This window comes from Devosia sp. (assembly GCF_040509215.1).
GTDB lineage: Bacteria > Pseudomonadota > Alphaproteobacteria > Rhizobiales > Devosiaceae > Devosia.
On the sequence record NZ_JBEVLL010000072.1, the window covers coordinates 1 to 14954 of the forward strand.

16 protein-coding genes, 1 other RNA gene and 1 pseudogene are annotated in these 14954 nt (G+C 62.0%); 8 read left to right on the forward strand and 10 right to left on the reverse strand.

The genetic code is table 11. The annotated features are described in order from the left end of the window. On the forward strand, positions 1–206 hold a 206-nt coding region (locus ABW043_RS03940; RefSeq protein ID WP_353919933.1), incomplete at its 5' end, for an FCD domain-containing protein. Positions 207–270: 64 nt separating this feature from the next. Here the strand turns inward: ABW043_RS03940 and ABW043_RS03945 are convergent. From ABW043_RS03945 to ABW043_RS03960, 4 genes and pseudogenes are all read right to left on the reverse strand, one after another. Continuing rightward, positions 271–672, reverse strand: a pseudogene (locus tag ABW043_RS03945) (allophanate hydrolase-related protein); the annotation flags it as partial. A gap of 83 nt (positions 673–755) precedes the next feature. Next, positions 756–1796 (reverse strand): ABC transporter substrate-binding protein, encoded by a 1041-nt coding sequence (locus ABW043_RS03950; protein WP_353919934.1) that lies wholly within the window; start codon positions 1794–1796, stop codon positions 756–758. A gap of 73 nt (positions 1797–1869) precedes the next feature. After that, positions 1870–2724 carry an ABC transporter permease gene (locus tag ABW043_RS03955; protein WP_353919935.1) on the reverse strand — a complete coding sequence of 285 codons (855 nt, stop codon included), beginning with the start codon at positions 2722–2724 and terminating at the stop codon, positions 1870–1872. A 10-nt stretch (positions 2725–2734) separates the two neighbouring features. After that, the gene (locus tag ABW043_RS03960; RefSeq protein WP_353919936.1) at positions 2735–3493 is read right to left on the reverse strand and encodes an ABC transporter ATP-binding protein; all 759 of its coding nucleotides are present in this window, start codon (positions 3491–3493) and stop codon (positions 2735–2737) included. A 274-nt stretch (positions 3494–3767) separates the two neighbouring features. Here ABW043_RS03960 and ffs point away from each other — a divergent pair. From ffs to recR, 4 genes are all read left to right on the forward strand, one after another. Beyond that, an RNA gene (ffs, locus tag ABW043_RS03965) (signal recognition particle sRNA small type) lies at positions 3768–3863 on the forward strand. Positions 3864–3997: 134 nt separating this feature from the next. Further along, a complete protein-coding gene (locus ABW043_RS03970) occupies positions 3998–5803 on the forward strand; it encodes a DNA polymerase III subunit gamma/tau (RefSeq protein ID WP_353919937.1) in 1806 nt (601 codons plus the stop codon). Then, positions 5800–6123 carry a YbaB/EbfC family nucleoid-associated protein gene (locus tag ABW043_RS03975; RefSeq protein ID WP_353919938.1) on the forward strand — a complete coding sequence of 108 codons (324 nt, stop codon included), beginning with the start codon at positions 5800–5802 and terminating at the stop codon, positions 6121–6123. The genes ABW043_RS03970 and ABW043_RS03975 overlap by 4 nt, the downstream gene beginning before the upstream one ends. A 117-nt stretch (positions 6124–6240) precedes the next feature. After that, on the forward strand, positions 6241–6834 hold the full coding sequence (gene recR / locus ABW043_RS03980; protein ID WP_449396744.1) for a recombination mediator RecR: 594 nt from the start codon (positions 6241–6243) through the stop codon (positions 6832–6834). A 160-nt stretch (positions 6835–6994) separates the two neighbouring features. Here the strand turns inward: recR and ABW043_RS03985 are convergent, their stop codons facing one another. Then, on the reverse strand, positions 6995–7630 hold the full coding sequence (locus tag ABW043_RS03985; RefSeq protein WP_353919940.1) for a response regulator transcription factor: 636 nt from the start codon (positions 7628–7630) through the stop codon (positions 6995–6997). 262 nt (positions 7631–7892) lie between these two features. Then, complete coding sequence (gene mscL / locus ABW043_RS03990; protein ID WP_353919941.1) at positions 7893–8336, reverse strand: large conductance mechanosensitive channel protein MscL; 444 nt, start codon at positions 8334–8336, stop codon at positions 7893–7895. A 168-nt stretch (positions 8337–8504) separates the two neighbouring features. On the opposite strand from mscL, the gene ABW043_RS03995 reads away from it, so the two are divergent. After that, complete coding sequence (locus ABW043_RS03995) at positions 8505–10124, forward strand: ATP-binding response regulator (RefSeq protein WP_353919942.1); 1620 nt, start codon at positions 8505–8507, stop codon at positions 10122–10124. A gap of 137 nt (positions 10125–10261) precedes the next feature. Here ABW043_RS03995 and ABW043_RS04000 read toward each other — a convergent pair whose 3' ends face one another. Then, entirely contained in the window at positions 10262–10651 is a 390-nt protein-coding gene (locus ABW043_RS04000; protein ID WP_353919943.1) for a PRC-barrel domain-containing protein, read from the reverse strand. A 78-nt stretch (positions 10652–10729) separates the two neighbouring features. After that, positions 10730–12340 carry an EAL domain-containing protein gene (locus ABW043_RS04005; RefSeq protein WP_353919944.1) on the reverse strand — a complete coding sequence of 537 codons (1611 nt, stop codon included), beginning with the start codon at positions 12338–12340 and terminating at the stop codon, positions 10730–10732. A 148-nt stretch (positions 12341–12488) separates the two neighbouring features. On the opposite strand from ABW043_RS04005, the gene ABW043_RS04010 reads away from it, so the two are divergent. Both ABW043_RS04010 and ABW043_RS04015 read left to right on the forward strand, forming a co-directional pair. Then, positions 12489–12746 (forward strand): hypothetical protein, encoded by a 258-nt coding sequence (locus ABW043_RS04010; protein WP_353919945.1) that lies wholly within the window; start codon positions 12489–12491, stop codon positions 12744–12746. Then, on the forward strand, positions 12746–13039 hold the full coding sequence (locus ABW043_RS04015; RefSeq protein WP_295416785.1) for a hypothetical protein: 294 nt from the start codon (positions 12746–12748) through the stop codon (positions 13037–13039). Before ABW043_RS04010 ends, ABW043_RS04015 begins: the two co-directional genes overlap by 1 nt. A 46-nt stretch (positions 13040–13085) precedes the next feature. On the opposite strand, the gene ABW043_RS04020 is transcribed toward ABW043_RS04015, so the two are convergent. Both ABW043_RS04020 and ABW043_RS04025 read right to left on the reverse strand, forming a co-directional pair. Next, positions 13086–13751, reverse strand: coding sequence for a YiaD family glycine zipper/OmpA-like lipoprotein (locus tag ABW043_RS04020; protein ID WP_353919946.1), 666 nt, complete (start codon positions 13749–13751; stop codon positions 13086–13088). 121 nt (positions 13752–13872) lie between these two features. Then, the gene (locus ABW043_RS04025) at positions 13873–14949 is read right to left on the reverse strand and encodes a DUF4037 domain-containing protein (protein ID WP_353919947.1); all 1077 of its coding nucleotides are present in this window, start codon (positions 14947–14949) and stop codon (positions 13873–13875) included. Positions 14950–14954 lie beyond the last annotated feature (5 nt).

Sequence of the window (14954 nt, forward strand, 5' to 3'; positions counted from 1 at the left end):
CGATTGGCGTGCGCAATCGGGTGGCGCCGTTTCGGCGAGCACAGTTCCAGAGCCTGGGGCGGCTTGTGCGATCGGTCGAGGAGCACGAGGCGGTCGTGTCGGCCATTCTCGCCGGCGACGCGGAAAAGGCGGCTGCGACCATGCGCGACCACCTCGGTTATGTGCGAACGAGCGTTGACAAGGTGGCCCCGGCGCTTGGGGCCTAGGAGCCTGAAAGCGAAATCCCCGCTTTCGCGGGGATGACGCAGTTTTTGGGGTGTTTGGGTTGGCTTAGCCGACTGCGCTGACCGGCGTCAGGCTGGCGATGAAATTGCGCCAGCCGCCAAAGTCAGTGATGTCGCGCGCGCCGTCGATGGCGACGGCTTCGACGAGAAAGCCCTTGGCCGTGTCGCCATCTTCGAGCTGCAGCGTACCGATGCCGAGGGGGCTCGGGATGCGCGAGACGAACAGCCCAAAGGCCTCCGCTGTCAGCGCCCAGACTTCGACATCGACGCTTGCGCCATCGGTCGCGACGCGCAGCAGGCCCGGCTTGGGCGGTACGGTGCCGGCCAGGGCATAGAGCTTGTAGTTTGGTGCGGTGCGGGTGGTCTTGATCAGCGTTGCGTCAAGCGCCTGCAATTCCTTGTTGAGGGGCATGCCGCTCAAATGGGCGCCCACGACGACAAGCGGAATCATCTCCGGCGAAGCGGAAGTGGAAGTCATCAAAATCTCCGATTGGGAGGGGGTGGGGAGCCGCCGCGGCTCCCCGTTTTGGGTTACTGCGCCGAGGCGACGTCGAGGCCATCCCAGGCTTTGACGACGATGTCGTCGGTGAGGACGGTCGACAGATCAACCGGGCCGGCCAGCGCCTGCTGCTCGCCTTCGCCAAGCTGCAGATAGGTCATGTAGAAATCCCAGGCCTCGGGCAGGAAGGTGCCGTGCTGGGTGACGCTTTCGGGAGCGGTGTAATAGGATTTCACCAGTTCCCAGAATTCGGGAGCGACGGGATTGTCGCCCAAAGATGCGGCGGCATATTTGGTCTTGAGGAGTTCAAAGGCTTCCTCGTCGTTGGCCATGCCCCAGGCCCAACCCTTGAGCGTAGCGCGGACGAATTTGACCAGCAGTTCGGGATCGCTCTCGAACGTTTCGGCGCGAACCGAGAGGGCATCGCCGGGGAAGCGGGCGATGGCTTCGGGCGTGATCGAGCGAGTGGGAATGCCCTGCGCCGGGATCAGCAGCAGATCGCGCTTGGCGCCGGCATAGGCCTGGATGCGGCCTTCGGTGAAGGAGCGGATGGTCGTCGGATCGCCTTCGCCGGCAACCACCAGCTTTACTTCAGAACCTTCCTTGAGGCCCGTTTCGACGATCGAGGCGCGGGTCATCGGCACTTCGCCGCCAGCGAGGTCGGAGAGGCCGATGGTCTTGCCGGCCATATCGGCCATGGATTGCACATCGCTATCGGCGGGTACGACGATGTCGAACGTGTCGGGGTAGTAGATCTGCATGATCGACTTCAGCGGAAAGCCGCGCTGCACGGTCTGCATGGTGGCGGCCGAGGAGAAAATGCCCCAATCGACATTGCCGGCGGCGAGCTGGCGGGCGGCGTCGGAAGAGCCCTTGGAATAGTTGAGGACGACGTCGAGCCCTTCCTCTTCATAAAAGCCCTGTTCCTGGGCCATGAAGATGGGGAACATCTGGGCGGTCGGGCCGCCCTGGGCGGTGACGCCATGGAATTTGACCAGGTCCTGGGCCGAGGCCGAACCCATCAGCATAGCCAGCGCGAGGCCGGTGGCGAAAAGTCGAGTGTGAGCAGTCATTCGTTTCTCCATTTGACCAGTTGTCTCCCTGCCGTGCTTTGACCCGGAATGCCGGACCGCACGGTCTTGATGCCTAGAGTTGCTTCCAGAAAATGATGCGGCTCTCGAGCCATTCGATGAGCTGGTAGACGACCAGCGTGAACACCGAGAGCAGGATGATGAGCGAGAACACGCCGGCGATATCGAGCTGGAAATTCATCGCGTAGATCAGGTAGCCGATGCCGGCCGAGGCGCCGACGAATTCGCCGACGATCACGCCGAGCACTGCAAGGGTCCAGCACAGCTTCACGCCTGCCATCATGATCGGCAGGGCATTGGGCAGCAGCAGGTAGCGGAAAGTCTTCCAGCGGCCGGCCGTCAGCGAGCGCATCAGCTTGACCGCATTGGGATCGACCGATGAGAGGCCCGTCAGCGTGTTGAGGAACATGGGGAAGAAGCTCATCACCACGGCGATGGCGATCTTGCTCGGCTGATCGAAGCCAAACCAGGTGACGAAGATCGGCGCGAGCACGATCTTTGGCGGGGCCTGCAAGGCGACGAGATAGGGATAGATGGTCGCGCGCACTGTATCGAACATGGCAACGAGCACGCCGAAAACGACGCCGCTCGACAGCCCGATGGCAAAACCCCAGGCGATTTCGGAGAGCGTGACGCCGACATTGGGCCAAAAATATTCGGCGCTCATGACGCGGCCGGTGGCCCAGAAGGTGTCGACGGGCGAGGGAATGATCAGCCGGTGCACGAAGCCGTATTCGGTCGAAATGTGCCAGATGGCAATGACGAGAAGACCAAAGCCGAGCGCCAGGAGGCGATTGCGGATCAGGCGTTGCTGGGCCGTGCGTTTTTCCGCGGCAATGAAGCGGGCGACAGCGTCATCGCGGGCGATTGTGGAAGTGCCGGGCAGTGCCGGGTTGGCTGACATGTCCATGGCGCTCTCCTTAGTGGTCCACGCCGAGCATGCGGCGGATGTCGTAGACGTGTTCGGTGTAGCGAGGGTCGCGCATGACCTCGGTGGTGCGCGGGCGCGGCAGGTCGACTTCCACAATGCCTTCAAGGCGGCCGGGGCGCGGGGTCATCACGAAAATGCGGTCGGAGAGGAAAACGGCCTCGCCGATATTGTGGGTGACGAAGACCACGGTCTTGCCGGTCTTTTCCCAGATGCGGAGCAGTTCCACATTCATGGTTTCGCGGGTGAATTCATCGAGCGCACCAAAAGGCTCGTCCATGAGCAGCACGCGCGGATCGTGGGCGAGGAGACGGGCGAGGGCGACGCGCTGTCGCATGCCGCCGGAGAGCTCGCCGGGATAGCGCTCGCCAAAACCATTGAGGCCAACGAGATCGAGCAGTTCATCGGTGCGCTCGGCCTGCTGTTTCCGGTCGAGGCCGAGGATTTCACCGGGGAGGCGCACGTTCTGGCGAATGGTGCGCCAGGGGAAAAGCACCGAGGTCTGGAACATCATGCCGATATCGCGGCGCGGGGCATCGTGATGCTGGCCGGCAAGGACCAGGTCGCCATCGGTTTTCTGTTCGAGGCCACCGAGAATGGAGAGCAGGGTCGACTTGCCGCAGCCGCTGGGGCCAACGAGCGAAATGAACTCGCCTTCGTTGATGGTGAAGGACACATTGGTCAAAGCCACCAGCGGGCCGGTGGCGGTCGAATAGACCTTGTCCAGATTGGCTCCCTCGATCAGTCCCATAAGCGCATCTCCGATTGCATGCAATTTTGAATGCAACTGACGTGCCAAAGGCTGATTTGTTGATTTTTAAGGGATTTTTGGAGGGCGGTGGGCGAGGCTTATCCGTGTGTGCTTATTTTGTGAACAAACGGACTTCGTGTGATTAAGAAATAAACAACCGCAGCCTAACCGTCCGGAACGTCATCCCGAGGATGACGTCCTGCGGCGAAAGTGCGCCCCAACTTGAAGCCGTTGGCTCTTGCACTCCACGTCATAAATCAGCATATAGGCCCTCGGGAGGTTGGCGCGGACGTGTTCCTCGCCAACCGGGTCAGGTCCGGAAGGAAGCAGCCCCAACGAGATCCTCACGGGTCGATGCCAGCCTCCTACTTCCATTTTTTGTGAAGACGGCGCAAAAAGCCGGGCAAGACTGGCAAACGGCCATACGCTTCCCCACTTGATGGCTTATGATCGTTTTCATGATCCACGGCAGATTCCCTCAAACGCGACGATTGGACGGGCTCGATGGCTGACGCTCAGACCACGCCCTATCTGGTTCTGGCGCGCAAATATCGCCCGCGCGACTTCTCGACCCTCGTCGGGCAGGACGCCATGGTGCAGACGCTGGGCAATGCCTTTGCGCAGAACCGCATCCACCACGCTTTCATCATGACCGGCGTGCGCGGCGTGGGCAAAACAACGACTGCCCGTATTCTGGCGCGCGCCTTCAACTATGAAGACGAAAACGGCCGTCGCCCGACGCTCGATCTCGAAAAAGAAGGCATGCACTGCCGCGCCATTATCGAGGGTCGGCATGTCGACGTCATCGAAATGGACGCTGCCAGCAATACCGGCATTGGCGACATCCGCGAGATCATCGACTCGGTGAAATATGGGCCGGCTTCGGCGCCCTACAAAGTCTATGTCATCGACGAAGTTCACATGCTGTCTACCGCGGCCTTCAATGGGCTGCTGAAGACGCTTGAAGAGCCGCCGCCATATGTAAAATTCATCTTTGCGACGACCGAAATCCGCAAGGTGCCGGTGACGATCCTGTCGCGCTGCCAGCGGTTCGATCTCCGGCGTATCCCCGCCGATATCATGACGGCCTATCTCGAAAAGATTCTCGGCTTGGAGAACATCGGCTTTGAAGCCGATGCGCTCGCCATGATCGTTCGCGCCGGCGAAGGCTCGGCCCGTGACTCGCTGTCCCTCCTCGACCAAGCCATTGCCCATGGCGGCGGCTCGGTCACGGCGGCGACTGTGAAGACCATGCTGGGGCTGGGCGATCGCGCTCGTATCATCGATCTCTTTGAAGATGTGATGGGTGGCCGCGTCGCCGAAGCGCTGACGGCTTTGCGCGAGCTTTATGATCTCGGTGCCGATCCGCAGACATTGCTGGCTGATCTGGCTGAATTCACCCATCTCGTGACGCGCATAAAGGTTGTGCCGGCGGCGGCGGACGATGCCTCGCTGACGCCCGACGAGAAAAGCCGCGGCCGCGATCTGGCGCAACGGCTGCCGATGCGCGCGCTGACGCGCGCCTGGCAAATCCTCTTCAAGGGCAATGAAGAAACCGGCCGCGCCGGCAATGCGCTGCAGGCAGCGGAAATGACGCTGATCCGGCTGGCCTATGCAGCCGATCTGCCGAGCCCCGATGAAGTGATTTCAAAGCTCTCGGGCCAGGTGCTGGCCAATGCGCCCCTGCCCTCGCCCACGCCGCGCAGCTTGCCGCCATCGGGCGGTGGCGGTGGTGGCAGCGCGTCTGCGCTTCGGGTTGAGGCGCCGATGCCCGTTGCATCAGCGCAGCCGCATGCTGTCGCGACACATGCGGTGGCTACGGCGCAGCCGCAGGCTGTTGCCGAGCCAATGACGACGGCTGCACCCCAAGCCGTGGCGCAGCCGGCCCTCGCTACTGTCGCCAGCTACAAGGACCTTATAGCCCTCGCGACGGCCAAGCGCGAAGTGCTGGTAAAGCTGGCGCTCGAATCCCAGATGCGTCCGATCTCGTTCGAGCAGGGCCGCATCGAGGTGGCGCTCGCCGATAACGCTGATCCCGGCATGATCGCGACGCTTTCTGCGCGTCTACAAGCCTGGACCGGGCAACGCTGGCTGGTGATGGTTTCGACCAAGCCGCCGGAAGGCAAGACCATCCGGCAGGAGCGCGAGCAGCGCAAGGAAGAGGCGACCGCCGCGGCGCACGAAGACCCGCTGGTGAAAGCTATTCTTGAAACCTTTCCGGGGGCCAAGCTCGTTAACGTCTCCGTGCGCGACGAAGAAGCCGCCACACCCGAAATCGCCCCCGCACCAATCGAAGAGGACGACGAATGAAAGACATCATGGGAATGATGAAGGCCGCCAGCGAAATGAAGGGCAAGATGGAGGCCATGCAGGCCGAGCTTGCCGACATGATCGTGGAAGGCCGTTCTGGTGGTGGTCTCGTCACCGTCGCGCTTTCGGGCAAGGGTGACCTGCGCGGGCTCAAGATCGACCCGACGCTTGCCAACCCGGCCGAGATCGAAGTGCTCGAAGACCTGATCGTTGCCGCTTTCAACGACGCCAAGGGCAAGAGCGAGAACGAAGTGCAGCGCCGCATGTCGGAAGTGACAGCCGGCCTGCCGATCCCGCCGGGAATGAAGTTCCCTTTCTAAGGGGAACGCTGCACTATTCCCGCGCAAGCGGGAATCCCTATACCTCTCCAAACTGAGATCCCCGCTTTCGCGGGGATGACACCGTGGGTGTCAGTACCTGCAGAGCCAAGTCGCAAAATGCCTTCCGGCGGACCTGAAATCGAGCAATTGATCCAGCTTCTGGCCCGCCTGCCGGGCCTGGGGCCGCGTTCGGCGCGGCGGGCTGTGCTGCATCTGATCAAGAAGAAGGAGCAGCTCATGCTGCCCCTTTCGGCCGCGCTCGATCGCGCCGTGGTGGCGGTCAAAACCTGTGAAATCTGCGGCAATGTGGATACGATCAGCCCCTGCTCGATCTGTTCAGATCCCCGCCGGGGCGATAGCGGCATTCTCATTGTCGTGGAAGATGTTTCCGACCTCTGGGCGATGGAACGGGCGGCGCCGGGCCAGGTGCGCTATCACGTGCTCGGCGGTGTGCTCTCGCCGCTCGATGGCATCGGGCCGGACGATCTCAGTCTTGATATGCTGATTTCGCGTGCGCCCGATTACTCCGAAATCGTGCTGGCCATGAACGCCACGGTCGATGGGCAAACGACCGCGCACTATATCACCGACCGCCTGGGGCCCGGGACCAAGGTGACAAGGCTTGCCCATGGCGTGCCGATTGGCGGGGAACTGGATTATCTCGACGAAGGCACGCTGAGCCAGGCGCTGCGGGCGCGGACGCAGATTTAGGTTTTTCGCGTCTGAACGTCCGGTGCTCCAACAACCAGCGGACATCATCCTGGGGCCTGCCCCGAAGACACTCGCTCGGCCAAGTCGCTGCAAGTGCAGGACCCTCGGGTCAAGCCCGAGGGTGACGACTGTGTTTGATCGAAGAATTTTGTCTTAGGCGCTAGCTCGTCAACACGATCCGCATCAGATCCGCCGTGTTCTTGGCGCCGAGCTTTTCCATGACGCGGGCGCGGTGCACTTCGATGGTGCGGGGCGAGATGCCCAGTTTTCGCCCCGCTTCCTTGTTCGATTGCCCATTGGTGATGAGCTGGAGCACTTCGCGCTCCCGCGGGGTTAATTGGGAAAACCCCCGCACTTCGACGGGCCTCCGCCCACCCTGCATGGCGCCCAGATGCACATCGCGGCGCAAAGCGTCGCGGATGATGCCGAGCAGATGCTCGCTATCGATGGGTTTTGGCACCACATCGGTGGCGCCCAGTTTCATGGCGGTGACGGCCGCTTCGAGCTGAGGAGAATTGGCCAGCATGACAACCGGCGTGCCGGTATGCATCGACTTGATGCGCCGCAGGAGCGGCAGGCCGCTATCCCCGCCGATAGCCAGATTGACCACCGCGACGTCGACCCGTCGCCGCTCGAGCGAGGCGAGGAAATGCCCGGCCTCGAGCGAGAACATGGTCTGAAAACCCTCGAGGCGGAACAGAACGCTCAGCCCCTCGCAGATGGCAGGATCGTCATCGACAATGTGGACGAGACGGTCCCGATTGAGAAATGAATGATAGTAAGTGTCGTCGCTCATCGTGCCCAAAGCCCCTTTTGGCAAGGTTCGCATTACCTTTGGGCCGGAGCCGCGTGACAGCGGAGAAAACGCATCCGCCACCCTCCGTCCCACTCACCCCGGTAGTTTGCTCTAAGTGATCATGCCGTCCGATAGGTGGAGTACTTAAGTGTCACTACGCACTTGTTAGGTATATTTGCCTATTATCTTTCTGTCAACAGACATCATTCCTACACTCTAGGCACAAAAAAGCCGGCTCGTAAAAGCCGGCTTTGGTAGGGCGTCAGACGCGCGGATTGGCGCGCAGGGCGTCGCGAATTTCGGTGAGCAGGACTTCTTCCTTGCTCGGAGCGGGCGTTGATTCCACGGGCTCCTTGGCGGCTTCGCGCTTGAGCCGGTTGATCCCCTTGACCACCATGAAGAGCACGAAAGCGATGATGGTGAACTTCACCACGGCATTGATGAAGAGGCCGATATTGAGCGTTGCCACCCCGGCAGCCTGGGCCGCAGCGATGGATGGCACGGGCACTTCATTGGGATTGTTGAGCACGATGAAGAGGTTGGAAAAATCGATACCGCCGATGATCAGGCCGATGAGCGGCATGAAGATATCATCGACGATGGAAGAGACGATGGCGCCGAAAGCGGCACCGATGATCACGCCGATGGCGAGGTCGATCATGTTGCCCTTGACGGCAAAGTCTCGGAATTCTTTAAAAACGCTCATAGGTTCGACCCTCTTCGACTGTTAAGCGGCCTCCGCTCAGGACGTTAACGGAGGGATAACCAACATTTCCGACTTGGCGGCAATTTGCAATGGTCCCTCTGTCGAACTTGCACGCGTCAATGTTGGGGCCGATAAGCACTGACGAGATCAAGAGCTTTACCTGAAACCATGGCGCTTTCTTCTGCCGACAGTGCAGCCAGCCTCAGGCTGGCCATCGACTATCTGCCCCAGGGCGTGGCCGTGTTCGATGCCGGGCTGCGGCTCGTCGTGTCGAACCGGCGCTACAACCTGCTGCTTGCCCTCCCCGAGGACCTGACGCGGGCGGGCGCGGCGCTGTTCGATATTGCGCTGTTCCTCTCCGAACGCGGCGATCTGGGGCCGGGCGATCCGGCGCGCCTGGCCATCGAGCGCATCAACCTTCTGACGGAAGCGCCGATCACCGTGACCCAGCGCCTCGGCAATGCCGGGCAGACGCTGGAATTCCAATCGAGCCGATTGTCCGATGGCGGTCTCGTCATCAGCTTTTCCGACGTAACGGCGCGGGTAAAGGCGGAGCGCGAGCTTGAGCGGGTCAATTTCTCGCTCGAAGGCCGGGTCGAGGAGCGCACGGCGGACCTGACGCGGGTCAATGCTGAACTCGAGATCGCCCGCGCCAAGGCCGATGCCGCCAATCACGACAAGACGCGCTTTCTCGCGGCCGCCAGCCACGACCTGCTGCAACCGCTCAATGCGGCGCGGCTCTATACGTCCACGCTGATCGAGCGGGCCAAATCGACGGCGTTTGGCGAACTGGCGACTTCCATCGAGGCCTCGCTGACGGCGGTGGAAGAGATCATGTCGGCGCTGCTCGACATTTCGCGCATCGATAGCGGCGCGCTGAAGCCGGCCCCGGCCCCGGTCGCCGCCCAGGATCTGCTGCGCAAGGCCGAAGTGGAATTTGCTCCCCTCGCCCGCGAGCACGACGTGACGCTGCGTATCGTCAAGACGGCTGCAACCGTGATGGCGGACCGCTCGCTGGTCGGGCGTATCGTGCAGAACCTTGTTTCCAACGCGATCAAGTATACCCCTGCGGGTGGCAAGGTACTAGTGGGGTTGCGGCGGCGCGGTAATCGCCTGCGGCTCGATGTGATCGATACCGGGATCGGCTTCAATCGCGACCAGCACCGGCTGGTTTTCGCGGAGTTTTCGCGGCTCGACCGGGCCGCGCGCATGGCGCAGGGGCTCGGGCTCGGCCTTTCCATCGTGCAGCGCCTTGTCACGGCCATGGACCTGACGCTGGAACTCGACAGCAAGGAAGGGCGAGGATCGCGCTTTTCGCTCTACCTGCCCGTCGTGCGCAATGCACGCCCGGCCCAGGGCGAAGCCTGGCCGATGGTGGAAAGCAATGTCGGCACGCTGAATCTGAAGGTGCTGTGCGTCGATAACGAAAAAGCCATTCTCGAAGCCATGCAGGGCCTTTTGGAGCATTGGGGATGCGACGTGCGCGTGGCGCTCTCGCTCAAGCAGATCGACCGGGAGCGGCTTCTTGAAGGCTGGTATCCCGACATGGTGCTGATGGATTATCACCTCGACCAGACCTCGGGTCTCGATGCCATCGAATGGCTGCGGCACAATCTGGGGGGCCATCTCCCGGCAGCGCTGGTCACGGCCGATCGCAGCCCGGCTGTGAGGGCGCTGGCGGAGGATCGCGGCATTCTCGTCGTGACCAAGCCGGTCAAGCCGGCCGCATTGCGGGCGACGATCAGCGGGCTCGCCAACCAGTCCGGACGCGGCACGCGCCCCAGCTAGAGCAGCAAAAACGAAAAAGGCCGGCACCCGCAAGGGGCCGACCCGATACAATATCATTTGCTTGAAAATGCCTGCCTGGAAATTGGCTGGTGCTGAAAGCATGGTGGCGCCCGGGAGTTTCCCGAGCGCCAGAAATGTTAGATCCAGTACGGCGTCACGCCATAATAGTCGTAGACGCGGCGACCGTTTTCTTCGGTCCAATATTCATCTTCTTCGCGCTCGTAGCGCGGGGCGCCTTCGAGCTGGGCCTTGGTCACATCGACGCGGTAGCCGCCGAGGCTTTCGTCATAATTGAGCTTGGACCAGGGCAGCGGATAGTGTTCATGCCCCATGCCGAGGAAGCCGCCGAAGCTGAGCACGGCATAGGATACCTGGCCGGAGCGCTTTTCGACGAGAATGCGTTCAATCGAGCCAATGTGCTCGCCCGTGGGATCGTAGACCTTGGTGCCTTCGACCTTGTCCGAGGCGATCAGATCGTGGGTTTCCTTGATGCTGGCGTCAGCGTTGCGAACGTCATCATAAGCCATTTCGGGTCTCCTGGATTGTTCCATGGCCGACCAACGCGGCGTAACCGGAAGCGGTTGCCCGGCTTGAAACAAATGTGATCAGGCAACCAAACGCGGTCGAGCACTTGGGCGTGGCCCGCGCTCGGCGATGAAACGGGCAAAGGCATCGCGATCAAGGGGGCGGGAAATGTAGTAGCCCTGGGCGAAATGCACCTTGCCGCAGGCCTTGAGCGCGGCAAGGCGGGCGGCGGTCTCGACCCCTTCGACCACGACCCGGCGGCCAGAATCCTGCACCATGTCGATGGCGTGGTCGAGCATGCGGGCCATGACGGACTCGTCGGGGGCCATGGCAAAGCTGCGGTCGAGCTTGACCCCATCGACCGAGAGGCCGGCAAGGGTATGCATGGAGGAATAGCCGGCGCCGAAGTCGTCGATATAGATGTGGACGCCGGCTTCGCGCAGGCGCTCGATCTGGACCTGGGCCGTGTCGAGCTCTAGTGCGCCGGTCTCGACGATCTCAATGGTCAGATCAAAGCGCGAGGCGGAGCCGAGGAAGGGCGCGAAGATATCGAGCAGCGCGGCAGCCTCGAGGTCTTGCGGGAAAATGTTGAAATTGACCTGCATGCGCTTGCCCAAGGGCACGAGCGGCAGCAGTTCGGCATGGGCGCGATCGACCACAAGGCGGGTGAAGGGCTTGGTCAGGCCATGCTTTTCGACGATGGGAATGAACCGGTCCGGATAGACCAGCGTACCATCGACATCATGCCAGCGCGCCAAGACTTCGCAGCCGGTGACCAGATCCATGTCGAGATCGAGGAGGGGCTGATAGGCGCAGGCGACGCCCTGCGACTGGAAGCGGCGGAGGAAGCGGGATTCGAAGGACCAGTGGCGCGCCAGTTGCGCATAGATCTTGTTCGACAGCCAGGCGGCCAGGATGGCGCAGACGATCAGGCTCAAGCCGAGAACGGCGCCGCCGACGACCAGCAATTGCCCGAGCGTGACGCGTGCGGCAAGGCAGTGGAGCCCGGCCAAATCGCACTGAATGGTGGTCAAGGCGCCATCGCGGAGGCCGAAGGGACCATTGCTCTGCGCCAGGCTTCGCGCATAGAGGCCCGGCTCGCCCGAGGTGTGCCACCAGCGCCCATCCGGGGCGCGCAGGACCACCTCGAATTCGAGCCATTTGGAAATGCCGGTGGGAATGGGCGTTGCCGGAACCACCATGCCGTGATTGCCACGCACGGCAAAACTACCCCTCAGGCCGGCCAGTCCCAGGGCATCGAGATTGCGATTGATCCAAAGTGTGACCGTGAAGGGATTGGATGCGGCGATATCGGGCTCGCCGAGATCGATCGGCTTGGGCAGGAGGCCATTATTGGCCGTACAGATGATCTTGCCGTGCTCGAAAAAGAACAGCTCATTCATGCCATCGGGCAGGTAGGCAATGCGGCGCTGCTGGGTGGCATAGTCTGCCGAACAGGGATCGGCGGTGAGCTGGCGATCCATGACGTCGAGCGTTTCAACCACCGAGCTGCGCACCTTGGTATAGGTTTCGAGTGCCCGGGAGACTTCGTTATTCATGCTGGCATTGAGCTCGCGCAGCATGAACCAAGAGCTGGCCGCCAGAAGGGCCAGGAAGCAGACCAGCCACAGGCTGAATTGCACCTTGCTCTGGTGCTTTGCCGCTATGAGAAACGATACAACTGAGTTCATCGGCATCCCCTCGCCGTCAGTAATGATGCGCAGGGACCTCTCAAGGCCACGTTAATCCGAAGTCTCCCCGATTGCGTGCAAATGGAACTTGTCGGCTGCGACAAGCATTTTTCTTCGTGGTCTTAAGCGCTGACACGCGGAGGGAAAAATGGCTTTCGGCAATCTTGAAGGACAGATCATGGGCCGAGACAACCTGACCCCGATGCAGATTGCTCAACATAGCCTCTTCACCGCGCGCGAAAAACTCGACCTGCTGCATCAGCTCCGCGCCGATGCGGCGGGCGCCGAGGCGGAGGGCCATGCATTTGGCTTTGCCTCGGACGAAATCGACGAGGCCATCGCCCATGTGCACCGCGGCGTGCAGGACGGGGTGGGAACAGAAACCGCATTCAAGGGAGATTACTGATGGCCAACAACACTGAAGGGCCGGCGCCCAGCGTCGCCAAGGTGGACTTTCTGATCGACGAAAAGGGCTCGAAGATCGATGTGCCCGATGGCTCGGATCTGCGGCCGACGGGCGATATCGAAGCGGCTATGGGTGGCACGAGCCCCGGCCAGTGGTGGCTCTATGGTGTCGTGGCCATTGCTGTCGTCGCGGCTATTGTGCTCGCCATGCAGATTTTCTCCGGCGCGCCGGGCACCGATGTGCAGCCGGGGACACCGACGGCAGCGCCGGTGACCGAAACCACCACGCAATAAAAAAGCGGCCCCGAAGGGCCGCTTCTGATCTGGCGAAATAACCGAGTTAGCCGCGGATCGGCGAAATCTGGATTTCGACGCGGCGGTTCTGCGCGCGGCCGGCTTCGGTGGCGTTGGAAGCGATCGGGCTCGAAGCGCCCTTGCCCTCGATGAAGAAGCGGCGCTGGTCGATGCCCTGATTGGCAAGGATGGTAGCGACCGAAACGGCGCGACGCTGGCTGAGTTCGAGATTGTGAGCCGCACTGCCAGTGGAGTCGGTGTGGCCATAAACGTCGACGATGGTCTTGTCGAACTTGCGCAGCACGAGACCGACGGAAACCAGGGTCTGGTTGAACTGCGGCTGCACCGTTGCCTGGTCGGTGGCGAAGGTGATGTTGGACGGCATGTTCAGGATAACCTGGTCGCCGACGCGGGTCACCGAAACGCCAGTGCCCTGGAGCTGGGCGCGCAGTTCGGCTTCCTGCTGATCCATATAGGAACCGATAGCCGCGCCGCTGAGGCCGCCGACACCGGCGCCGATCAGCGCGCCAACGCGCGGGTCGCCACCGACAGCCGCACCCACGATAGCGCCCGCAATGGCGCCGCCACCGGCGCCGATCAGGGTGCCACCAGCAGTGTTGGACAGCTGGGACTGGCCGGTAAAGGGATTGGTGGTGGTGCAGGCAGAGAGCGCCAGCGTGGCGGCAAGCGCGACGAGAACCTTGGTCTTCATGTTTTCCCCCGAAGGAATCTGAACAGTGGCCTTTGATTGACCCTTCATTACGGCAGGAGCGTGATGAGGGAAAGATGCTGAACGATGGATGAATAAAGACACGAATATTGAGACTACGCAGCTAGCTTCTTTTGTCAAAGACCTGGCGAATGACGCCCCGCGTCTTTCTCGTATCGGTCAGGAGCGGGGTCAGGTCGCTGACCTGATCGATGGCCCCGACGACTGGAAGCGCCGATAGCTCGGGATCGGCAATGGCCGCCATGGCACTCGTAACGGCGTCGTCAGTATTGATGGTGACGAAGGGGCGCTCGAAATAGAGCCCGATAACGGGTTCAAACGGCGCGATGTCATGCGCCTTCTGCCATTGCGCCAGCACCATATAGGCCGCCGCCAGCGCCTCCCCACGCTCCTGCCACGCCTCGGCACGCAAGGCCGCTTCGAGATGGGGGGTGAGAGCGGCGGCAATGGGCAGGCGCGCAAAACCGCTGCCGAACCATTTTGGATAGGGCGCATAGCGCCGGGACAGCAAGAACCCCATGCCCATCACGTCGCGGCACAAGCGGGCGGCGATGACGCGGGAGCCGAGATCATCGCCCGCCTGTCCGGCCCGGCCGACAAAGGCCTGTTCTTCGGCGATCCGGCGCCATTGGCAGGCAATCTTGTAAAGCCAGACATCGCGGGGGAAGTAGGCAAGAGCCGTTCGCCTGGCTTCGAGGCGGCCGCCATCGTCGTGGAACACGGCGCCTGCGGTGAAGGCGAGGAGGCTTTGTTCGGGCAGGCCCAGCCAATGAACTGAGGTCAGGTTTTCGACCGAGCGCTGGCCGATATGAGCTTCCAGCCGGCCCTCGACGGTGTGAAATTCCAGCCCATGCTCCATGGCTCCCATGGCGTCGGGACCGCTGGCGGCCGGATGCGGGCGGCTACGCCAGCCGGCCGGCTCGCCAAGGAAGGTCTCGGGCACGATGCTGGCGAAGTCGGCCAGGAGGCGCGACGCATGCGCTTTGAAATCGGCCTCGCTGAGATAGATATGCACGCGAGGGCCCCAATTGTGGTCCCTCGACGTCTCATCGTCAAAACCGAGCAGTTCCGAGCCATAGCCGATCAGCGCGGCGGAATAGGGCAGGTCCGGTGCGACCCGGGCAAGCCATGGCGCCACCACATCAGCGTAAAAGTGGCGCGAAAGCTCTATGCCCTGCAACTGCG